The sequence below is a fragment of the Agrobacterium sp. CCNWLW155 genome, assembly GCF_036888815.1.
In the GTDB taxonomy this organism is placed as follows: domain Bacteria; phylum Pseudomonadota; class Alphaproteobacteria; order Rhizobiales; family Rhizobiaceae; genus Agrobacterium; species Agrobacterium radiobacter.
Genome location: NZ_JBAKFW010000016.1, coordinates 35,322 through 56,160, shown reverse-complemented (window position 1 = coordinate 56,160; position 20,839 = coordinate 35,322). Strand labels below are relative to the sequence as shown.

Sequence of the window (20,839 nt, the reverse complement as noted above, 5' to 3'; positions counted from 1 at the left end):
TGGCAGCATGACTGCGCTGCTGCGGTCGTCACTTTTTGCTTGACTGGAACGGGCCCGTTACCGAAGTCCTGAACCTAGCGCCCGTCGAACTTGGCGAGCATCCTGCGCAATTGCGCGTTCTGCTCGATGAGCTTCTTTGCAAGCTGACGCCGCAAGGCGTCGACCTCAGCGTCGAGGTCGGCCATCTCATCCATGAATGATTTTGGCCCGGAAGGAGCGGCAGTAGCGACCTCGTCGGTTTGGGAGGCAGAAACCGCAGGCTCCACAATCGGCTTAATCTTCTTTTGGCGTGACGGTGCTGCCGTCACCAGTGTTTCGGCAACTTCAGTCAGCGTGGGAGCTGGCGCTTCTTCCTCAGACGGTTGCGAGGTAAAGAGGGCCGCGTTCTCCTCGATACTGGCCGCGACTGCGGTAGCTTTCGCTGCAACTGGTGTCGCCGTTTCGATGTCCGTTGAGCCAGTATCTTGGGCGGGCAGGTTTGCCTCGACTTGCGCCGCGGAGTCGGACTCAGCGGAGTGGTCGGGCGCCGCTGGTTCGATGCCCGGGTGTTCCTCTTCGGGGGCGGGTCTGTATTCGAGAGCAATTGTTTTCGCCGCGACTGCAGGGCTCTCTGGCTTCGGTTTACGCGACACCAGGTCAGCCACAAATCTCCATGGTGTTCTCATCACATTACCTTCAAAGCATGGCGGCAGGGGAAACAGCCGCGGTCATTCATTGTCACCAAAACCGCATTGATCTCGGGTCAATCATACGAAAGATCGGCGGCGCCATCGCATGAAAGTACGTGGCGCCGGTCAAACCAGAATTCAGGCCTTGCCAAGGCGCTTGCGCAGATCTGCATTCTCTGCGCGAAGCTTCTCAGAGAGTTCCTTGCGAAGCTGTTTGTTCTCTTCCTCAAGCTTGATGAGGTCGGCGATATCGTCGATGACGTCAACGGAGGTAGCGACCGGAGCGGAAGAAACTGCCGCAACGCGGGGCGTGCGACTGGAGGCCGCCTTCGGTGTGGCAACCGTCTTTTCCGCCTTGACCGGAACCACTTTGGAGCCGCGCTTGGCACGTGTCTTCTTGGCCGGCTTTTCTACCGGTGCAGAGGTAGCATCGACGGTGCTGGCTTCTGCGACAGCTTTCGGCGTCCGTGGCTTGCGCGTCTTCTTCTCAGCGGGGGTAGGGGCCGGCGTTTCTGTCGCGGCAGATGCTTCAATCGTGGTTTCGTCGGCCATCAGTGTTCTCCTCTGTTAGGCCCCCAAGCTTTTGATTCACCGTTACTTAAAGTCAATGCGGGAAACCGTGTTTTTCGCCCGTATTCGGCGTTTGTGCCGCCGCACCTCAAACGATGCCACGCATGTGTCATCCATGATAGATAGAAGCTATTCGTTCTGCCGGTTGGTCCAAGGTCATTTTATGCGTTTGATTGTTTTTACTATCGTCTCTTTCATTGCGACTGTTGAGTTTCAGCTAGATTTGCGCCACTCTTTCTTTTTGCGTTGTACCACCTAGTTGCATTTATGGTGTTGATCGAAAAAATCTTCTTGCAGTGTGGGCGGATCCGTCTGAAACGGAAAAGCGGGTCAAATTCGTGCGATAATCGACACTGGATATGCGAAAGAAGGTGCCAATGACCTCGTCGTCAGAGATCGCCGTGACGCTGATCCGACCTTGTTCGTGTAGCATCGCGACCTCGGGGCCGACGCCCGGGTAGACCAGCCCCGAGGCGACACCGAGGCCGGCACCCCGTCGTTCTGCTGGAGCTGCCAATATGTGTCACCGAACCGGCGCATATGGTAGACTAAAGCGTCCTGAAAGCTCGCCGGATCTTCTGTCGCTTCAAATAGTGCTTCTGGGAAAGGGCTTATCGCTTTTGGTGCAGGCCCGCGTTGTGGCGAGGCGGACCGGGTAAAGGCGCTGTCGGTCGCCGCGCGTTGTGGCTGTCGGGCGGAGCGGGCGGAAGCTGCCTTCTTGGCGGGCGCCATTTTGCCCGAGCTAACTGTCGGCTTTGGCGGTCGTCGTTCTTCGGCCGCTGGTGGTGCGCCGAGCCAGCGGATGATTGCATCCAGGCCTGGCCGGAGTTGCTTTTTCAGTTCTGCCGTCAGCTCGGCTTCGATCCCACAGGCCTGATTGATCATCGTCCAGTCGATATGGCCATTCAGGAGCGGGGGCGATTTCCGGTAGATGATCAAACTGGCCAGATAAGGCCGTATATTCTCCAACACTCGCCCGGGTGCGATCGGAGCGATGCGAAGCTCGCAGAATTCCGAAATTTTTCGCTGAAAATGACGTGATGAAAGGTCGTGTTTGGTCATGCTCATTCCGTTTCTCTCGGCACCAGTGCCGAGGGCGAGCGGAAATAGGGGGCGCCCGTTAACAAAATATGTTTAGGGCAAGAGGTTACCTGTCGATTGCTGCGTCTTGAATGGAAAGTCGCAGCTTGTGGCGCTGAGCGATAGATTGGCTTGCAATAGCTCATTTATGGCAATAATTATGAGTTATAGAGAGGGATGCTATAACTCATGAAATGGAACTGGCAAAACACTGATTGGCCAAACTTCAGATACGACACCGCAAGCATGGTACCGTTGGAGCAGAAATTCCTGCAGTCCGCCGGCGAGGTTATCGGTGCTGTTCGACATTTCAGCGAGGACGACAGCAACCAGCTTCGCATTGAGTTGCTGAGCGACGAAGCGGTCAAGACCTCAGAGATTGAGGGGGAATTTCTTGACCGCGTGAGTGTCCAGTCATCACTCCGCCGACAGTTCGGGCTGAACACTGATGATAGACAGATTCGCCCCCAAGAGCGGGGGATCGCAGAGATGATGGCGGACGTATATCGAAGCTGGCATAAGCCGCTGCATCATGAGGGCCTGTTCCACTGGCATTCAATGCTGATGGCCGGAAATCGATATATTGAAACAGTTGGTGCTTACCGCAAGCATGAAGACGCCATGCAGATCGTGTCGGGTCGATTGGATAAGCCGACAATCCACTTCGAGGCTCCCCCGTCACGCCAGGTTGCCACGGAGATGGAGACCTTCATCGCATGGTTCAATCAATCCGGGCCAAATGGTCAAACGTCGCTTCAAGCTTTAACGCGCGCAGCAGTAGGCCATCTTTATTTTGAAAGTATACACCCATTTGAGGATGGCAACGGCCGAGTTGGGCGCGCGCTCGCTGAGAAATCCCTGGCGCAAAACATAGGGCAGCCAAGCCTCATTTCACTCGCCTTCACAATCGAGAAGAGCCGGAAGGCCTACTACTCCGAGCTTGAGCGGCACCAGCGCACGCTTGATATCACCGACTGGATCATTTTCTTTTCAGAAACTATCCTGGATGCTCAACGGGCGACGCTTGAGCGCATAGATTTCTTCATTCAGAAAGCAAAATTCTATGATCGTTTTCGAGGCCAGTTGAACGAGCGGCAGGAAAAGGCAGTCGCGCGCATCTTCAAGGAAGGCACGGCTGGCTTCAAAGGGGGGCTAAGTGCCGAAAACTACATTTCGATCACAGACACATCCCGCGCTACAGCAACACGCGACCTTCAGCAGCTCGTGGAGATCGGTGCGCTGACGCGCACGGGCGAACGTCGGCATACCCGGTACTCGCTGTCATTGCAGAAATAAACTGTTGCTAGTTTAATGAACTCCACCAACGTTATTATCTACGTGGACGATTGTTCGATTCCTTTCACATCAGGTTTTTTGTCAACGGTTCATTTTGTTGTCATCGCAAAGCGTCCTTTTTTAGCGGATCCATGGTCTGAGCCCATCGCTTTACCGGCTCGCTATCGAGCCTGTACAACCTCACATACGGTCGCCGCTCCAGACGGCAGCACCAATTTCCCGCTTTCGCGGGCGCGGGCTCAGGAGAACGGGACCAATCTCAAGACCGGCTCTTAGCCAAACGGAATCCCGGTCCGATCACCTGGATCCGTCAGGGCTGATCACACCCTGAGGATTTGAATTCTCGTATCACAGGCACTTCCCGCCTCAGGGAGTTTTCATGATTGCACCTTCGATCACGACGCCGGAGCTCATGTATTTCCACAGTGCAACGAGCAGCTTGCGAGCCAGTGCCACAATCATCGGCTTTTTCAAACGGCCGCCGTTTTGTGCGATACGCTTCTTAAACCAGCAAGATAGCGTTGAGGTCGGTTGGTGCCGTAACCACAGCCATGCGAGCTCGACCATGGTTGCTCTTGGACGTGGATTTCCGGCTTTTGACACGCCCTGCTCGCGATTGACGTTACCGCTTTGCCAGGGGGAGGGGGCAAGGCCTGCATACGATGCGATTTGGCGCCGGTTGTCGAGGTGGCGGAACAGGCCTTCCGTGTACAGTATTGTAGCAATTTCAGGCCCAATTCCTCGGATGCCCAAGAGAGCGGCCGCTTCTTTCGGCGTTTCCGGCGTCTCCTGAACGATCAAGGCATCTCGCTCGGCTTCGACAGCTTTGATCTGTGTGAGTATCAGTTCGAGCCGGTCAAGCTCTCTACAGACTTCGGCCTTCAGGTGTTTTGATAGCGGACGTCCATCGCCTGTCCGAAGCTCGTCCAGACGCTGCCGTCGATCCCGATTGACGGGCTCATACTCCCGTATTCCTTGTGTGAACAGCAGACCCTTTATCCGATCGACGTGGAAGACACGCTTCGCAATCAGCGTTTTCCGCTCCCGTCCAATCCGTCGGTTGTCTTCTTCCTCGGGCGAGAGAAGCTTCACCATTGAGCAGGCCCGCGGCTCGCCACGTTTCCATGCAATCAACGCGCGGATTAGAGTTTCTCCATCAAGACGATCAGTCTTCGCTCGACGATGTCGACGCGGCACGGCGATGTGGCTTTCTATCGAGGTTTCCTTGTCGAGTACCCGGCCTAGCCAGAAGCCATCCAGTCCGGCTTCCTGAATTACGACCAACGGGTACAGTCTGTCCTTCCGCCGTTTTGCTTTCTGGCGAAGCGCAGCGAAGCATTCGACAGGCCAATTAAATCACCTCCCGCCACGGTGTGGCGAGACATCTTCTCGTTACAAGGCGACAGAGCTGTCACCAGCAAGGCCGACTTGCTTAATTCCAAGGAGATGAAAATTGCGCCAGGATCGACGAGAGTGGCGGTCGGCGCTTGAGATTGATCTGCTGTCATCGGCATGGTTGGCCTCCAGAGAGTTTTCTAGCGACCTCACTCTGCCACGGTGCAGGCCGCTACTCACCCCTGATGGGATCTCAAGAGCAAAAGCAGCGTTCAAACACATCTACAGGCAAGCTTTACGACTGCTTTGCGCCCTCATTCTGATCACTCGGTTTTCTACTGAATATTCCGGAACGCGCCGTCCGCATAATGAACTACAGTCAGTGAGTTGGGTTGGGAAACGGACTGGCGGGTTTCGGGCCGGCCGCGCGTGGAAGCGGTCCTGAACCGCCGTTAATCCCTGTATGAGAACGTCGGCAAAGTTCTGCTCCAGTCATTTCGACCCACCCTCCTCAAACGCAGTGATGAACAGGGCGACGTCGGACCCTATCGAGTAGGCGGGGCGGAGTTGCCTGAGAATGACTTATCGCGAAGACGCGCATCCTACACGAATTTGCGCTTTCAACCGGTTGATGCCGAAAGTTCTGCGTAACTTCCACGTAATTTTCGGTGTCCATACATCTCAGCCTTGGTGTGTCTCAACGGTCGACGGGCGACCGTAGCGGTAATGGCTCGAAAGGACAGACATGAAAAAGATCATTTCAGGCGTACTCGTTTGCTTGACGCTGACAGCATGCAGCCAGACGGAAAAGGGCGCCGGCATTGGTGCGGCGAGCGGCGCTATCATCGGTGGGTTGGCAAGCGGCACCTGGGAAGGTGCTGCAGTGGGAGCCGCCGCGGGTGGTGCGGGAGGGGCGGTCATTGGGAACATCAGTGAACGAAACGACAGGAACCGCCGCGATCGCTGGGAACATCGGGACCGGCGCGACTACGGTTGCAGATATCGGGATAACTACGGCCGCTGCCGATAAGGAGCTGGCCCTGGCGACGGGGGGGCTAAAAGCCAGCTGGATACCGGGCAGGTTTCGGTTCCCCGGTGCCGGGCAATCTGGACTGCCGATTCGCGGCCAGTCGGTCATGGCAGTCAAGTTTATCTGAAACATACATATTTGCTGCTAGAATTCTTGAGAACAGCTGTCCGGAACTTGCACGATCAGGCCACTATGAAACTTCTACTTATCGAAGACGATCCAGAAATGACGGATGCCTTGAGGGTGGCCCTTTCGCAGCATGGCATCGTTCTTGATGCGGTTGGCGATCTGGCAACGGCGCGGGAAGCAATCGCCATGGCGGACTACGATATCGTCCTTATCGACCGGCAACTGCCTGATGGTGATGGCAGTACCTTCCTTGCGGATTTGCGTGGCGCAGGTTCAAACACGCGATCGATCATCATCTCCGCTCTGAGGTCCACCGACGAGCGTATATCCGGGCTGAATGACGGCGCTGATGATTATTTGCCAAAGCCCTTCGAAATCCCCGAACTGGTCGCGAGAATGAGCGCTGTGCTGAGGAGGGCTCCGACAACGGGATCGTCCCTCCTGGCTGCCGGAAACGTTACCTACAATCGTGTGTCATGCGATGTACATGTCAATGGCGTCCGGCTTGCGCTCACCCGCAGGGAACTGCTGATCATCGAAACGCTTCTGAGAAACCGTGGTCGGACCGTGTTGCGCTCGTCCCTTGAGGGTCAGGTCTATTCCTTTGACGATGAGATCCAGTCGAACTCACTGGAATCCAACATGTCGCGTCTGCGCCGAAAGCTTGGCGAAGCGGAGGCCAACATCGTTATCAAAAACATTCGAGGCATAGGCTACTACCTTCATGAGCAGAAATAGGATGACCAGCACCTCCCTTCGCTGGCGTTTCACTTTCGGTTTTATTGTCCTGCAGCTCTGTGCGGTCATCGCCTCGCTCAGCCTGGTTTTCTATCTCCTTTCCGGCCTCAAGCCTGATGTGGCGATCACGTCCATCTGGCTGTCTCAGGAAATCGCAGATTCAGTCCGTCTCGAGCCGAATGGCCGAGCAAGTCTGATGCCAACGGCTGAACTTAAAGAGATTATGGAAGACTCGCCTAACCTTTGGTTCGTGGCAGACCTCGGCAAAGATATCGTTCTGGCACATGGCGTGCCTCCCGGGAAAATTGCCGACAACATGTCATTCTTGCGGACGTTCAGAAGTGTCGAACTTCATGGCGATCTAGATGATCCGTTGAGTGTGGGCCGCATGGAGCGTTTCGACACCCAGGCTGGTGAGGCGACGATTTTTGCTGGCGGTGTTTCGATGTCTCAATATGGTGTGACCGTGCTGTTGGGGAACCTTGCCATCGGTATTCCGGCGCTGATCCTCGTCGCCATTTCGCTCATTGGCGCTCCGTTTGTCACACGCTGGGCTTTGCGATCCTTCAGCGATCTGACCACGCGTCTCGACAGGATCGATCTCGACACACGTGGCGCCCTGGTGGAAGAGCGGGGTCTGCCCAATGAAGTGCTTCGACTTGTGCGCGACATCAACAGGGCGCTGCGTCGTCTCGATAGTGGCTTCGAGGCAACGGAGCGCTTCTTCGTCAACGCGGCGCATGAACTTCGAACGCCGATCGCTGTCCTGCAGGTGAGGATAGATACGCTTTCACCAGGTGAGGACAAGACACACCTGCAGACGGCCATCAAGCGACTTACGGCGATCGCGAACCAGCTTCTCGACACCGAGAAGTACCGACAGAAGCCTCAGCAGAATACACCTGTCAATCTCAATAGCGTTGTGTCGAAGGTGGTTGCCGATCTTGCTCCCCTGGCGATCTCTGAAGGCTACGAGATTTCCTTTGATAGCGACGCGGAGAACCTGTTCGTTCCTGGTGATGCCGAAGCACTGGAGCGTGCATTCGTCAATCTGGTTCGAAACGCAGTCCAATATGGAGGTGGAAGAGGACAGATATCAGTGAGCATTGAGGCTGACGGTAGCGTGATGGTCGCCGATCAGGGTTGCGGAATTGCCAGCGATAAGCAATCACGCATATTCGAACCGTTCTACCGGGTCAGCCCTCACGGCTCAGGTGCGGGCCTGGGGCTCAGCATGGTCAATGAGATCGTGACGCGTCACGGCGGCTATGTTGAGCTTTCGTCCGCTCCTGGCAAGGGCAGCACATTTGCCGTGCGCTGGCGCGAGAAGCGCATTTTCCAGCATCGGTAGGGGTCGATGCCTGCGCTAACGGGTCAAGGCATCTTGTTCGTCGATGTTGGCTAGGCACGGCCGCAATCGCTTGATGTGTGGCGGGCGATCGCTGGCACGCCATCCCCATTGCAAGCATTCTGTGCTGACCGGTTGGTTTTACAGCGCGTGCCAAACGGATACGCCCCACGACCGCTCCTCGTCATTTTCAGGTAACTCTCGTGACAGAGAAAGCCCGAAAATTTCAATAGCTTGGACCACGACTAAATGACACGAAACATCACCCGCAAGCGTCTCATCCTGTCGGCGGTAACCCTTGTCGGTGTGCTGGGCGTCTGGCTCCTCTTTCTGCGTCCGCCGGCGAAGCCTGAACTGGTGACGGCGCAGGCGCGAACGGGTGACATCGAAGAGGTGGTGCTGGCGACCGGGGTTCTCGAACCGCTCGAGCTGGTGCGTGTCGGCGCCCAGGCGTCGGGTCGCATTGAGCATCTGGCTGTCAAGATCGGTGACCTCGTCGAGGCGGGCCAATTGGTGGCCGAGATCGATTCCCAGACCCGGCGCAACACCTTGCGGGACCGCGAGGCCGCTTTGGCGAACATCCGCGCTGTTCACGCCGCGCGCCGCGCCGGTCTGGTGAAAGCCGAGAAGGATTTCGAGCGTGAGCGTGACCTGCTGGCAGGTGGTTCCACGCCGCGCGCCCAGTATGACGCTGCGGTTGCCATGCGAGACACCGCGCGGGCCGAGGTTCAGTCGCTGGACGCTCAGGTCTCCCAAGCGCAGGTCGCGCTGGAGTCTGCGGGTATAGAACTGGACTATACCCGCATTACTGCCCCAATCGCCGGCACTGTGGTCGCGATCGTCACTGACGAAGGACAAACCGTGAATGCCCTGCAGACCGCGCCGACCATCGTCATGATCGCGCGATTGGACACAATGACGGTGCGCGCGGATATCTCCGAGGCTGACATCGTGCGTGTCAGGCAGGGCCTGCCGGTCTGGTTCAGCATTCTTGGCGATCCGAAGCGCCGTTTCGATGGGGAGTTGCGACAGGTGGAACCGGCCCCGGCTTCCATCGCCAACGAGAGCAACGCCACTGCTAGCCGGATTAGCTCAACCAATGGCGCGGTCTATTACACCGGGCTGATCGATGTGGCGAATGCGGACGGGGTCCTGCGGCCCTCCATGACGGCCCAGGTGTCCATCGTTTTGAGCCGCGTCAGCGGTGCCGTGCTGGTTCCGCTCAGCGCAGTGGAAGGGGCGCCCCGGGCCGGTGATACGGCGCGTATGCGGATACTGGACGCGGTGGGCGAGGTCCAGATCCGGCAGGTCCAGGTCGGTATCGATAACGGCGCGGACATCCAGATCCTTAGCGGTCTTCAGGCAGGCGAGACCATCGTCCTGGGAGCATCCACGGACGAACGCACGGACGGCCAGGCTCAACTGGCCGCGGCGAAGCGGTAGGGCGCGCTATGACGGAACCACTGATCCGCGTACGTGGGGTATCCCGCGCTTTCCCCGCAGGCGACGAGATGGTGCGGGTGCTGAAAGACGTCGACCTCGACATCGAGGCCGGCGAGATGATGGCCATCATAGGTGCGTCTGGCTCCGGCAAGTCGACGCTGATGAACATCCTTGGCTGCCTCGATCGTCCGACGGACGGCAGCTACTGGATCGAAGGACGCGAGACCTCGAAGATGTCCGTGGACGAACTGGCCGCGCTACGCCGTGAGCGTTTTGGTTTCATCTTCCAGCGTTATCATCTGCTTGGCGATCTCAGCGCGGCCAGCAACGTCGAGGTACCAGCCATTTATGCCGGACGCAGCCGATCCGACCGGCACAAGCGAGCGATCTCCTTGTTGACCCGGCTGGGTCTGGCCGAGCGGACGGGCAATATCCCGGGCAAGCTTTCGGGCGGCCAGCAGCAGCGGGTGTCGATCGCCCGCGCCCTGATGAACGGCGGCGAGATAATTCTGGCCGACGAGCCGACCGGAGCGCTGGATACGCACAGTGGCGCCGAAGTCATGAAGATCCTGCGCGAGCTTCACGCCGAGGGGCACACCATCATTCTCGTCACTCACGACAAGAAGATCGCCGAACACGCGGATCGGGTTGTAGAGATCAGCGACGGCGTTATCATTTCCGACGAGCGCAATATATCCAAATCCGCCGCGACGGCCCGTCCCATCCGCGAGCACGCGCCGGGCGCTGGCTGGCGTGGTGCAATTGACCGGATGGCCGAAGCTTTTCGTATGGCGGGCGCGGCAATATGGGCGCACAAGATGCGCTCGCTTCTGACCATGCTCGGCATCATCATCGGTATCGCCTCAGTGGCGGCTATCTCGGCACTGGGAGCCGGTTCGCAGCAACAAATCCTGAGTAGTATCAGTTCGCTTGGCACCAACACGATCGAGTTGCGGGCCGGTAAAGGCTTCGGCGATCTGGAAGCGGACAAGATACGGACCCTGGTTCCCGCCGATGCAGAAGCGCTGGTGAACCAGCCCTATGTCGACAGCGTGACACCAGCCGTCACGACGAGCGTAACTGTCAAGCGCGCCGCCGTGGCCGTCAATGCGTCAGTCACCGGGGTTGGCGCCGACTTCTTTCGTGTACGGGGTCTTGAGCTGGCGCATGGACAACTGTTCGACGCCCAGGACGTTACTGCCTACAGCCAGAATGTAGTGATCGATGCAAACGCCGCGCGAGACCTGTTTCCAGACCGGGTAAACCCGGTGGGGCAGGTCATCCTTCTGGGCACAATGCCGGCGAGGGTCGTAGGTGTGACGAAACGGGAAAATTCCTTCGGCCCGGCGGTTGATACGTTGACCGTTTATGCGCCTTACACAACCGTCATGGGCCGCATGCTGGGTCGTCCGAACGTCGACGGCATAACGGTCCGTATCAGAGACGATGTCGACCCGGGCAATGTCGAGGCCGCAGTTTCACGCCTTATCGAGCGTCGGCATGGCGCGAAAGACTTCTTCCTCACCAACTCGGCGACCATTCGCGAGACTATCGAGACCACCACGCAAACCCTGACGCTGCTGATTTCGTCAGTCGCCGTGATCTCGCTGATTGTCGGCGGCATCGGCGTGATGAATATCATGCTGGTTTCCGTGACCGAGCGCACCAGGGAGATCGGCGTTCGTGTGGCCGTTGGCGCGCGCCGCAGCGACATCCTTTCCCAGTTCCTGATCGAGGCCGTCATGGTCTGCCTTGTCGGCGGCTTCATGGGAGTGATGCTCGCCCTCGGGATCAGCGCTCTTTTTAATTTGCTGAGCCCCGACTTCAAAATGATCTTCTCTTCTGGCTCCATCATTGTGGCCTTCGCCTGCTCCACCCTGATCGGAATTGTCTTCGGCTTCCTTCCCGCCCGCAACGCGGCAAAGCTGGACCCGATAGAAGCCTTGGCACGCGAATGATGGCTGGAAAGCATGTGTGATGGCGTAGTGAAGAATAGCAGTGGGTATTGCCGTTTTGGAATTCCAATTGGAAATCAGCCTCGCAAGCAGCTGGAGAACTGACTGCTTCTGAGTTCACGGCCTGATGATCGGCGGAGTTCACAGTATGATCGAACGACACTTCTGAATCAAACCGCTGCCTCCGATTCATTTCCTTCCCCGGTCAAGATCCGGGTCGGCACGGTCGCATCGCGCTGAGACTGTAGCGGGTGCCAAACCGCAGGCAACGCAGGGTCCTTTCGGTTTGCCATAAATCGTCCGCTTTGGGCTGTCATCGAGAAACCTGCAAAGCAGACGTCCGGCGCGACCTGACCTATTGACCAAGATCAGCCCGAAGTGGCCATTTCATCGATCCGGCGCACGTTCGCTAGGCTGAACCGTCAGATAGCTGGTTGGAGTGGCTGGTAACCACAGCCGGCCACTCCGGTTCTCCTGGATCGTAAAACAGACGACTGACCGAGTCATAGAGCAGGAAATGGTCCTCATCGACGTGGACGACGGCCACACCTTGAATATCACTCCAATCGCTGGTTCTTATCGGCGTGCCGATAGGCCAGCCGAGCGACCTCATCATAGGTCATGCCAGTGAGCATTTGCAGGACGCGAACCCCACAGCCGTCGTCCCTTGCCAATTGTGAGTGAAAGGGAAATCGAACTTGGCCGGGCTGGCGCAGTGACATGGTTGAACTCCTTCATTCACGAATCTCAGCATATTGCCTCTCGGTCCATGCCCCTTTTTCCTCCAGTCGGAGCAGGCCGAACGTGCAGATCCGCACCCGGCCGACTTTCTCCGTGGTGACGAGGCTCGCTTGCTCTGGACGCCGACGTGCTTTTTTCATGCCCGTGAGGGTAATGTGGAATTTCTCGGCAAGCTCCGTGATCGAAGCGTTGTGACGTCCAAGCTGCTCCAGGATGCCGCCGGGTGGCCTCCCAAAGCGCGGCGAAAGGGCGGCGATTCCGCCGCTGTGACTCGATTCCCAGCGAGACGGGCCGATCCGCTCTTGAAAGACATGCGACCTACACTCCGTTCGACCACGCTATGATGGTGCATAGTGGAATGAGAAAGGAGAGCTGGTAGGTGGTATTACCCGGTTAGCTCCCACTCTCCTATGTTTAAATCGTGGACCCGCGGGAGTGTGTTCAGGTCAGCGTGCCGCCATCAACGGTCAGGATGGTTCCGGTGATTTGTCGGGCCGCGCCAGATGCGAGGAAGGCTACCGCAGCCGCGACATCCTCCGGCTCACCGTACCGGCCGAGCGGTATTAGGGCACGCTGGAAATCTCCGAACTCACCCTCGGCCGGGTTCATTTCCGTGTTGGTTGATCCTGGCTGAATGAGATTGACAGTGATGTCACGGGGGCCAAGCTCTCGCGCCAGACCACGGGTAAACGATTGAAGTGCCGATTTGGTCATTGAATAAACAGTCGATGGTCCGACAATGCGTTCTGCGCCTGCGGAGCCGATTGTGACGATCCGGCCACCTTTGCCAAGATAAGGCATAGCGGCTTGCGATGCCAGGATCGGGGAGCGAGCGTTGACAGCGAAAAGAGCATCGATCTCGGCAACGGTGAAATCCGCCACATCCTTGTAGATCGCGATAGCCGCATTGTTCACCAAGATGTCGAGGCCGCCCAACGCTTGCGCCGCTTGATCAACCGACCGCTTGACCGCCTCTGGGTCCATGCTATCAGCCTGGATAGCCAACGCCTTGCGGCCTTTGCCTATGATCGTTGCGACAACTTGCGCTGCCCGATCAGCGGCGCGTTCGTACGTGATCGCAACGTCGGCGCCTCGTTCTGCCAGAGCTATCGCTATCGCGGCGCCAATGCCGCGGGACGCTCCGGTCACGAGCGCACGTTTACCTGCTAGTTCACTCATCGATCATTCCTTTCATTATCGATAGGGGAAATGTTCGCCCGGCCGAATTGCGGAGGGCATCGTGCGGCCTGCCGCTGTACGATTATTTTCGGTTCAAGCGATCAGGACCGGCAGACCGCTCAAGCGGCGCTTGTCCATGTCGTCATGCGCTCGGGCTATCTCATTAAACGGATAGCGGGTGGTTTCGAGATCATCGAAAATCCCTGAGCGCAGCGCATCCCATAGCTGGGAAGTTGCGGTTTCGACTGCCGGTCCCCTGACATATTGAGGGGTTCCACCACTACGGACATCTACCCCCCGTCGCACAAGATCGGGGGCCGGCGCTGGCTGACCCGTTGCGGCTCCAATCGCGGCAATCACGCCACCATCCCGGACACTCGACACGCCCAGGGCAAAGGTCGCCCGGCCGACCAAATCATAGACGACGTCGACACCGTCAGGTGCGATCGCACGGATCTTGGCGGCGATGTCTGGCTCGCCAGCGTGGAAGGCATGCGTGGCACCGGCCGCGACCTTGTCGAACTTGTCCGGCGATCCGGCAACGCCGATCACTGTTGCGCCCAGCGACTTTGCCCAGCGAGACAGGATAGCGCCTACGCTTCCCGATGCCCCAAGTACCAGCACCGTCTCGGCGGATTTGAGATCGTGGAGACCACGCATCCCCATCCAGGCCGTCCCGCCCTTCGCCAGGAAGGTCGCCGCCGTCTCGTTCGAGATATCGGCGGGCAGGCGGATGAGCGGCGCTGTCGGAATGATCCTCTCGGTAGCATAGGCGCCTTCCGAAAAGAAGTAAGCGACCCGATCGCCGGCCGACAGCCCTTCGACGCCGGATCCGACTTCGGTAATCGTCCCGGCCGCTTCAAAACCGGGAACCGCAGGCAACGCCATCGGATACTGGCCTTTCCGTATCATCGTATCGACGAAGTTGAGGCCGATCGCGTCTTGGATGAGCCTAACCTCGCCGGCACGTGGCGCGCGCAGGTCTTTCTCGATAACCTGCAAAACCGACGGTCCGCCCGCCGACTGCATTTGAATGAACCTTGTCACAATATTGTCTCCGGGTTTCAGATGGTGCGCGGCGCTCGATTGCAGACGGATGGAGCGCAGCGATGTTCAGTCGAACTTGACGAGATTGAGAGCGGGCAGGGGACCGCCTGGGAACTGAAGCAGCTGGCTGCCGACCGCAAGCCCCCCGAGATCGATCCCGAAGAAGCCGAGGCGATTAACGATGGCGGCGACCTCAGCCTTCGCCCTCATATCGTCGCCTGAGTAAAACAGGACGCGCCTGCCCCCTTCCGATTGGGGGTCGCCCGACAGTTGCTTTGGCATCAGATGGTTGAACGCCTTGACGACGCGCGCGCCTGGCACAAGGGCGGTGAAAATATCCGTAGAGGTGCGGCCGCCAAGGTCCGCCGGCCTGTAAAGCGGCGCTTCGATGGAGTTGTTGGCGTCGATTACGATCCTGTCGCCGAAGTTCAAACCGGCGAGCGCGCCAGGTATCTTTGACCACGGGACTGCCACGAGAACGATGGCTTGCGCCGCGGCCTCTTGGACGCTTCCAGCCCGGATTGTGCTTCCAAGTTTTGAAACAAGCGCTGTGAGGCTTTCCGGTCCTCGGCTGTTTGCGATTACGGCTTCGATTCCTGCCTTGCCGAGCGCAGTGGCAAATGCGCCCCCGATATTGCCGGCTCCGATAATTCCAACTGTCATCACCCACTCCTTTACGGTTCGTGAGAACTCTGTCTGCGACGATCGGTTTTCCCGCTACATCCTGGGCCTGATGCCGTTGGCGTTGCAGAAATCCGCTTTTGCTGTTGACTGGAATATGGCTGGCAAATACACGCAGCATAAGTCATAGATGAATTGTTTTAGTTTCAATCAATGCTTGAAGGTTACGTTTTATGGAGACACTGGCAAACCTCGAAGCGTTCGTTCGAAGCGCAGAAGCGAGCAGCTTTTCTGGGGCTGCACGGCGTCTCTCGATCACCCCGGCCGCAGTCAGCCGGAATGTTGCAATGCTGGAACGCAACCTCGGTATACGGCTGTTTCACCGCTCAACGCGGAAGTTGACCCTGACCGAGGCGGGGGAGTCGTTTCTGGCAAGCATAGGGGACAGCCTGAACCACCTTCAGGGGGCAATCGACGGGGCATCACAAACGAAGGGCGAGCCCGTCGGCGTTTTGAAGCTCAGCATGAGTTTGTCGTTCGCCATGGGATACGTTCTCCCTGCACTGCCCGACTTTCTGGCCCGTTATCCGGGCGTCAGACCTGACTGGCATTTCGACAGCCGCAAGGTCGATCTTATCGCCGAGGGTTTCGACGCCGCGATCGGCGGTGGTTTCGAACTCAATCCTGGCATCGTTTCCACGACGCTCGCACCCGTGCACGTTATCGCGGTCGCATCGCCCAGCTATTTTGCTGCACGTCGCCGGCCGGCTAGCCCTGCCGATCTGGCCGATCATGCCGGAATCTTGATGCGGTCCTCGAATTCGGGCCGGATCAGGCAGTGGATGATGCGGGACGCTCAAGGACGTGAAGAGCGCGCGCTCCTCAACGAGACGATTGTGATGAGCGACGCCGCGCCCATGGTGCAGGCGGCAATCGCGGGGTTGGGCATTGCATTGTTGGCCGTACCCGATGTGCTGCCGCATATGGAAAGTGGCGCGCTCGAACGTATCCTTCCGAAGTGGTATGCCGATGCCGGATCTATCTCGCTCTACTACTCTGGCCGAGTGCTCCAACCGCTAAAAACACGCGCTTTCATCGACTTCTATACTGAATATTTCCGTCGCGAGCGCCTCAGTGCCCGGTTTGCAGGCAGTCTCGGCTAATGTCCACACGTTGCGTTGGCTTCTTTGAAAACCGTGGTCGTTTGACTGCATCGAATATCCCATATTCAACACATGCTTGAAGATGATCCAACCGATATGATGCTAATATTCTAAGACAGGGATGGGCAAATATATCACTCCACAGACACGTAAAAGGAGTGAAAAAATGACTGAATTAACCTCGTCTCGATATCTTCCACTGAGCGGAAAGATCGCACTTGTCACCGGTGGATCGCGATCTATCGGCGCATCAATCGCCCAGCGTCTCGCAGCGGATGGCGCTCAGGTTGCCTTCACCTATCGTGGATCACCTGCGAAGGCTGAGGAAGTTGCTGTTGCCATAGAAAAAACGGGCGCGCGCGCGCTGGCTATTGCCGCGGATGCCGCTGATCCGGACGCGATACGCGCTGCCGTTGCCGCGACGGTCGATAAGTTCGGCGGCCTCGACATTTTGGTGAACAATGCCGGTATTGCCTTTGCCGGTCCGATCGACGAAATCGCCTTCAATGACTATCAGGCAATGCTCGCAATCAACGTAACTGGCGTTTTCGTTGCCACGCAGGAGGCCGTACGCCATATGAAGGATGGCGGCCGGATCATACATATTGGCAGTTCAATCACGAAATATGCCGGAGTGCCTGGGCTGTCAGCATACGGCCTCACCAAAGGGGCCGTCGCCGGTTTCAACCGGAGTTTGGCTCATGACCTCGGGCCACGCGGCATCACAGTCAACACGGTGCATCCAGGCCCAACCGACACTGACATGAACCCTGTTGATGGCGAGTTTGCCGCTATGCAAATCTCGCGTATCGCGGCGGGCCGCTATGGAAAGCCCCAGGAAATTGCGAGCGTGGTCGCATTCCTTGCAAGTCCGGAAGCCTCGTTTGTAACAGGTGCCGACATCCGGGCCGATGGTGGTTTCACATCCTGAAAATGCCGGGGCGAAATGCAAAATTCGCTTCGCCAGCCGCAGCGATTTCGACGCCTCACCAACAATCAACGGCTCAAGGCGGGCTTGACCGACACGGTTGCAAGACGCCGTCGCGGCTCGGCACGATCAAAAACAAGGGGTCGCCTTCGGTAGTTTCACCGTTGCGATCTCGATCTGGAATGCGTGCGCAGCGCCGCCGTTCAAGCCCAAAACCGCACCGTTTCACATGAACTTGTATTCGCGCGCGCATCGGAACCGGACAATAATCACGTATCATCGACGGTGATCGAGGATGTTTTCCAGCCCTTTATCCCAGTAGGGTTGATTGCCGAACCGATTGACAAGCCAGTCGATGAACACTCTCACTTTCGGTGCCAGTTCGCGAGAACTTGGATACAGCGCCCAAAGCGTCTGGGTTGAGATCAGCGGATACTTCGGAAGGACCGGCACCAGCGCGCCGGACTGTAGCTCTTCCGATGCGCACCACGTGGCCATCAGCGCAATGCCCAGCCCGGCGGAAGCGGCATCGCGCACTGCAGTGCCGTCATTGATGCGGAGACTCGGAATAACACGCCGTTCGATCACCACCGAACCTTCCCCTCGAAATGTCCAAAGATCCAGCGTGCCGACGACGAGGCAGGTATGTTCCGCCAGGTCGTCGGGCGTGCTGGGCCGGCCGTGTTTTTCGAGATATTCGGGCGACGCGACCAGCACCCGATTGTCGGGAGCAAGCCGCCGCGCGACAAAGGATGAATCGCTGAGCTCGGTATAACGAACCGCCACATCGAAGGCACCCTCGACCAGATCAACGATGCTGTCCGAAATGCGCAAATCAAGTGCCAAGTCGGGATATTGCCTGCAGAAGTCGGCCAGACCCGGCACAATATGCATTCGCGCGAACGAGGCGGGGGCCGCTATTCGTAATGTGCCGCGAGGGGCCGCCTGCTGTCGCCCAAGTGCCGCTCGGGCGGCCTCCGCAGCGACGACAATATGTTCCGCATGCGGCAGGAACGCTAGACCGTCTTCAGTCAAAGTTGCTTGCCGTGTGGTGCGATGGACGAGCCTTGCACTGAGTTTTCGCTCGAGAACCAGCAGTTTGGCGCTAGCGCCAGCAGGCGTCAGACCTAAGTCGCGAGCTGCGGCACTGATGCTGCGCAGTTGAGCAATCCGTACGAAGAGATTTAATTCGTCCACGTCCATTAGCCAACTTTCAAATTTTTTTTGAAGGTGATCCTTAATCTTGGCCACTACCGAAAGCAATCGCGATAAATCACATAGGAGCTATCGAAACGGCGGCGGACGCTTCGAGGCCGGGAATGCTCCGACGGCGGAGCATGTTGCTCGTCCCACGCCGACGCCAGCGACCAGAATCATTACCTTCGATAGAAGAGGAGCCTGAAATGAAAGCGATGTCACTCAAATCCTTTGGCGGTCCAGAAGCCTTTGATCTCGTCGAAGTTCCAAAGCCTCTTCCGAAGGCGGGGCAGGTTTTGGTACGGGTCCATGCCACATCGATCAATCCCCTCGACTACCAAGTTCGGCGAGGCGACTATCGCGACCTGGTACCGTTGCCGGCAATTACCGGTCATGACGTATCGGGCGTTGTCGAAGCTACCGGTCCGGGGGTAACAATGTTCGCTCCAGGGGACGAGGTCTGGTACACGCCACAGATCTTCGACGGGCCAGGCAGTTATGCCGAATACCACGTTGCCAACGAAAACATCATCGGGCGCAAACCCAGCTCGCTGACCCATCTTGAGGCTGCGAGCCTTAGCCTGGTTGGCGGAACCGCCTGGGAAGCGCTTGTTTCGCGTGCTGCCCTGAGGGTGGGAGAAAGCATATTGATCCATGGCGGCGCGGGAGGGGTAGGGCATGTGGCTATCCAAGTTGCGAAAGCCATCGGAGCAAAGGTCTACACGACCGTCCGCGAAGAAAACTTCGAGTTTGCGCGAAGTGTCGGAGCTGACGTCGTCATTGATTACAGGAAAGAGGATTATGTCGCCGCCATCATGCGGGAGACTGAAGGCCTCGGAGTAGACGTCGTGTTTGACACCCTCGGAGGTGAAACTTTGTCCCAAAGCCCGAAGGCGCTTGCACAACTCGGTCGCGTCGTCTCGATCGTGGACATCGCACAGCCGCAGAATCTCATTGAGGCATGGGGCAAGAATGCGAGCTACCACTTCGTCTTCACGAGGCAGAACCAAGGCAAGCTCAACGAGCTGAGCATTTTGGTGGAACGCGGTCAACTGAGGCCGCACGTGGGAGCCGTCTATTCGCTCGCCGACCTTCCGCTTGCCCATGCACTGCTCGAGAAACCAAACAACGGTTTGCGCGGTAAGATCGCGATTGCCATTGACCCGCAGTCCGACACAAAGGTGCAATCATGATTTATGAGATCGCTATGCTGCCTGTCCAAAAGGACAAGATCAGCGAGTTCAGGCAAGCGTTCGGAGACGTTGTTCCTCTGCTCACGCGTGCGCGGGGTTACCGCGGTCATGTCCTCGCCCAGGGGATCGAAACGCCGGAGGTATTCAATCTGATCGTGCGATGGCGGTCGCTTGACGATCATACTCCGGGTTTCGAAGCAAGCGAAGATCATGAGCCGTTCATGGGAGGCATACAGGAATACTTGTCCGGGGAACCGACGGTCTGTCACCTCGAGGGCGACAACACCGGCTGGCGTGACTATCGTCGTGGGAAAAGCGGCGCGGGTTAGAGCGCACAACGGCAAGGGTTCCGCTAATAGCAACGCCGGGTTTCTCTGACGCCGACTTCCGCGATGCCGCCATGTCCCTATTCTGACAACAACCACCAGGAGATCGTGACATGCCTGCAGTCCTAGTCCACGGCGTACCCGACACCCACCGGCTCTGGGACACCGTTCGCTCTCATCTTGAGCGCAGTGACATCATCACGATCGATCTTCCCGGCTTTGGTAATCCGTTGCCGACGGATTTCAGGTCAACAAAGGAAGAGTATCTCGACTGGCTGATCAACCGGATCGATGAGATCGGCGAACCCGTAGATCTGGTCGGTCATGACTGGGGCTGCCTGCTGACAGGCCGTCTGACGTCGATCCGGCCGGATCTGGTGCGGACCTGGACCGGCATCAGTGGGCCGATTGATCCGGAATATCCGTGGCACTATCTCGCCAAGATCTGGCAGACGCCAGGTGAGGGCGAGCAATGGATGAAGGATCTCGACCTCGAGGAATTTGCGGCGAAACTCGTTGAGGCGCAGATGCCGAAAGATGCGGCGGATGAATCGGTTCGGCATCTCGATGCCACTATGCGGGCAAGCATTCTCGCACTTTACCGTTCCGCAATCGAGGTCGGGGCGCAGTGGAAACCGGGTCTGAGCAGCATAACCGCGCCAGCGCTGGTGATCTGGGGCCTGGACGATCCGTTTCTGCCGCACCGCTTCGCCGACGAGCTCGGCAATGCCACACACGCACGCGCCGTCGTGAAGCTCCGCGCCTCGCATTGGCCGATGATAGAGCGTCCGGCCGATGTCGCGCGCGAACTCGAGGCCCATTGGACACACGCTTAACTCCCTGCGCTTGCGT

At 57.9% G+C, this 20,839-nt stretch carries 17 protein-coding genes and 4 pseudogenes; 11 read left to right on the top strand and 10 right to left on the bottom strand.

Going from position 1 to position 20,839, the window contains the following annotated elements; translation table 11 throughout:
- Positions 1-74: 74 nt before the first annotated feature.
- The 3 genes and pseudogenes from V6S97_RS26155 to V6S97_RS26145 form a co-directional block, all read right to left on the bottom strand.
- Positions 75-644 (bottom strand): hypothetical protein, encoded by a 570-nt coding sequence (locus tag V6S97_RS26155; protein ID WP_060726509.1) that lies wholly within the window; start codon positions 642-644, stop codon positions 75-77.
- 162 nt (positions 645-806) lie between these two features.
- Positions 807-1,220 (bottom strand): hypothetical protein, encoded by a 414-nt coding sequence (locus tag V6S97_RS26150; RefSeq protein ID WP_060726510.1) that lies wholly within the window; start codon positions 1,218-1,220, stop codon positions 807-809.
- A gap of 525 nt (positions 1,221-1,745) precedes the next feature.
- Positions 1,746-2,306, bottom strand: a pseudogene (locus tag V6S97_RS26145) (hypothetical protein); the annotation flags it as partial.
- A 201-nt stretch (positions 2,307-2,507) separates the two neighbouring features.
- On the opposite strand from V6S97_RS26145, the gene V6S97_RS26140 reads away from it, so the two are divergent.
- Positions 2,508-3,614 (top strand): Fic family protein, encoded by a 1,107-nt coding sequence (locus tag V6S97_RS26140; protein ID WP_334428035.1) that lies wholly within the window; start codon positions 2,508-2,510, stop codon positions 3,612-3,614.
- Positions 3,615-3,980: 366 nt separating this feature from the next.
- Here the strand turns inward: V6S97_RS26140 and V6S97_RS26135 are convergent.
- Positions 3,981-5,128: pseudogene (locus V6S97_RS26135) on the bottom strand (IS110 family transposase).
- Positions 5,129-5,694: 566 nt separating this feature from the next.
- Here V6S97_RS26135 and V6S97_RS26130 point away from each other — a divergent pair.
- The 5 genes from V6S97_RS26130 (at position 5,695) to V6S97_RS26110 (ending at position 11,595) form a co-directional block, all read left to right on the top strand.
- Positions 5,695-5,979, top strand: a complete 285-nt coding sequence (locus V6S97_RS26130) for a YMGG-like glycine zipper-containing protein (protein WP_077998830.1) — start codon at positions 5,695-5,697, stop codon at positions 5,977-5,979.
- Between the two features lie 192 nt (positions 5,980-6,171).
- Positions 6,172-6,846, top strand: coding sequence for a response regulator (locus tag V6S97_RS26125; RefSeq protein WP_060726513.1), 675 nt, complete (start codon positions 6,172-6,174; stop codon positions 6,844-6,846).
- Position 6,847: 1 nt separating this feature from the next.
- Positions 6,848-8,197, top strand: coding sequence for a sensor histidine kinase (locus V6S97_RS26120; RefSeq protein WP_060726514.1), 1,350 nt, complete (start codon positions 6,848-6,850; stop codon positions 8,195-8,197).
- A gap of 246 nt (positions 8,198-8,443) precedes the next feature.
- The gene (locus tag V6S97_RS26115; protein ID WP_334428034.1) at positions 8,444-9,637 is read left to right on the top strand and encodes an efflux RND transporter periplasmic adaptor subunit; all 1,194 of its coding nucleotides are present in this window, start codon (positions 8,444-8,446) and stop codon (positions 9,635-9,637) included.
- Between the two features lie 8 nt (positions 9,638-9,645).
- Complete coding sequence (locus V6S97_RS26110; RefSeq protein WP_080865246.1) at positions 9,646-11,595, top strand: MacB family efflux pump subunit; 1,950 nt, start codon at positions 9,646-9,648, stop codon at positions 11,593-11,595.
- Positions 11,596-12,149: 554 nt separating this feature from the next.
- Here the strand turns inward: V6S97_RS26110 and V6S97_RS26105 are convergent.
- From V6S97_RS26105 to V6S97_RS26085, 5 genes and pseudogenes are all read right to left on the bottom strand, one after another.
- Positions 12,150-12,314 carry a hypothetical protein gene (locus V6S97_RS26105; RefSeq protein WP_162690975.1) on the bottom strand — a complete coding sequence of 55 codons (165 nt, stop codon included), beginning with the start codon at positions 12,312-12,314 and terminating at the stop codon, positions 12,150-12,152.
- 39 nt (positions 12,315-12,353) lie between these two features.
- Positions 12,354-12,615 (bottom strand): annotated as a pseudogene (locus V6S97_RS26100) (ArsR family transcriptional regulator); the annotation flags it as partial.
- A gap of 159 nt (positions 12,616-12,774) precedes the next feature.
- A complete protein-coding gene (locus V6S97_RS26095) occupies positions 12,775-13,512 on the bottom strand; it encodes an SDR family NAD(P)-dependent oxidoreductase (RefSeq protein ID WP_111797024.1) in 738 nt (245 codons plus the stop codon).
- Between the two features lie 93 nt (positions 13,513-13,605).
- Positions 13,606-14,559, bottom strand: coding sequence for a zinc-binding dehydrogenase (locus V6S97_RS26090; RefSeq protein WP_223569082.1), 954 nt, complete (start codon positions 14,557-14,559; stop codon positions 13,606-13,608).
- A 66-nt stretch (positions 14,560-14,625) separates the two neighbouring features.
- A pseudogene (locus V6S97_RS26085) lies at positions 14,626-15,234 on the bottom strand (NADPH-dependent F420 reductase); the annotation flags it as partial.
- Positions 15,235-15,413: 179 nt separating this feature from the next.
- On the opposite strand from V6S97_RS26085, the gene V6S97_RS26080 reads away from it, so the two are divergent.
- Complete coding sequence (locus tag V6S97_RS26080) at positions 15,414-16,343, top strand: LysR family transcriptional regulator (RefSeq protein ID WP_060726520.1); 930 nt, start codon at positions 15,414-15,416, stop codon at positions 16,341-16,343.
- 166 nt (positions 16,344-16,509) lie between these two features.
- On the top strand, positions 16,510-17,274 hold the full coding sequence (locus V6S97_RS26075) for a 3-oxoacyl-ACP reductase family protein (RefSeq protein WP_111797022.1): 765 nt from the start codon (positions 16,510-16,512) through the stop codon (positions 17,272-17,274).
- Positions 17,275-17,547: 273 nt separating this feature from the next.
- On the opposite strand, the gene V6S97_RS26070 is transcribed toward V6S97_RS26075, so the two are convergent.
- A complete protein-coding gene (locus V6S97_RS26070; RefSeq protein WP_223569084.1) occupies positions 17,548-18,522 on the bottom strand; it encodes a LysR family transcriptional regulator in 975 nt (324 codons plus the stop codon).
- Positions 18,523-18,674: 152 nt separating this feature from the next.
- On the opposite strand from V6S97_RS26070, the gene V6S97_RS26065 reads away from it, so the two are divergent.
- The 3 genes from V6S97_RS26065 to V6S97_RS26055 all read left to right on the top strand — a co-directional run bounded on the left by V6S97_RS26065 (position 18,675) and on the right by V6S97_RS26055 (position 20,823).
- The gene (locus tag V6S97_RS26065; protein ID WP_131861623.1) at positions 18,675-19,661 is read left to right on the top strand and encodes a zinc-dependent alcohol dehydrogenase family protein; all 987 of its coding nucleotides are present in this window, start codon (positions 18,675-18,677) and stop codon (positions 19,659-19,661) included.
- Complete coding sequence (locus V6S97_RS26060; protein WP_131861621.1) at positions 19,658-19,990, top strand: antibiotic biosynthesis monooxygenase family protein; 333 nt, start codon at positions 19,658-19,660, stop codon at positions 19,988-19,990. The genes V6S97_RS26065 and V6S97_RS26060 overlap by 4 nt, the downstream gene beginning before the upstream one ends.
- Positions 19,991-20,100: 110 nt before the next feature.
- Positions 20,101-20,823, top strand: a complete 723-nt coding sequence (locus tag V6S97_RS26055; protein WP_223569085.1) for an alpha/beta fold hydrolase — start codon at positions 20,101-20,103, stop codon at positions 20,821-20,823.
- Positions 20,824-20,839: the final 16 nt, after the last annotated feature.

What these genes read in the sequence shown, in the direction of transcription:
- V6S97_RS26150 (WP_060726510.1), bottom strand. Translation starts at nt 1,220, where the DNA reads ATGGCCGACGAAACCACGATTGAAGCATCTGCCGCGACAGAAACGCCG.
- V6S97_RS26140 (WP_334428035.1), top strand. Translation starts at nt 2,508, where the DNA reads ATGAAATGGAACTGGCAAAACACTGATTGGCCAAACTTCAGATACGAC.
- V6S97_RS26130 (WP_077998830.1), top strand. Translation starts at nt 5,695, where the DNA reads ATGAAAAAGATCATTTCAGGCGTACTCGTTTGCTTGACGCTGACAGCA.
- V6S97_RS26125 (WP_060726513.1), top strand. Translation starts at nt 6,172, where the DNA reads ATGAAACTTCTACTTATCGAAGACGATCCAGAAATGACGGATGCCTTG.
- V6S97_RS26120 (WP_060726514.1), top strand. Translation starts at nt 6,848, where the DNA reads ATGACCAGCACCTCCCTTCGCTGGCGTTTCACTTTCGGTTTTATTGTC.
- V6S97_RS26115 (WP_334428034.1), top strand. Translation starts at nt 8,444, where the DNA reads ATGACACGAAACATCACCCGCAAGCGTCTCATCCTGTCGGCGGTAACC.
- V6S97_RS26110 (WP_080865246.1), top strand. Translation starts at nt 9,646, where the DNA reads ATGACGGAACCACTGATCCGCGTACGTGGGGTATCCCGCGCTTTCCCC.
- V6S97_RS26105 (WP_162690975.1), bottom strand. Translation starts at nt 12,314, where the DNA reads ATGTCACTGCGCCAGCCCGGCCAAGTTCGATTTCCCTTTCACTCACAA.
- V6S97_RS26095 (WP_111797024.1), bottom strand. Translation starts at nt 13,512, where the DNA reads ATGAGTGAACTAGCAGGTAAACGTGCGCTCGTGACCGGAGCGTCCCGC.
- V6S97_RS26080 (WP_060726520.1), top strand. Translation starts at nt 15,414, where the DNA reads ATGGAGACACTGGCAAACCTCGAAGCGTTCGTTCGAAGCGCAGAAGCG.
- V6S97_RS26075 (WP_111797022.1), top strand. Translation starts at nt 16,510, where the DNA reads ATGACTGAATTAACCTCGTCTCGATATCTTCCACTGAGCGGAAAGATC.
- V6S97_RS26065 (WP_131861623.1), top strand. Translation starts at nt 18,675, where the DNA reads ATGAAAGCGATGTCACTCAAATCCTTTGGCGGTCCAGAAGCCTTTGAT.
- V6S97_RS26060 (WP_131861621.1), top strand. Translation starts at nt 19,658, where the DNA reads ATGATTTATGAGATCGCTATGCTGCCTGTCCAAAAGGACAAGATCAGC.
- V6S97_RS26055 (WP_223569085.1), top strand. Translation starts at nt 20,101, where the DNA reads ATGCCTGCAGTCCTAGTCCACGGCGTACCCGACACCCACCGGCTCTGG.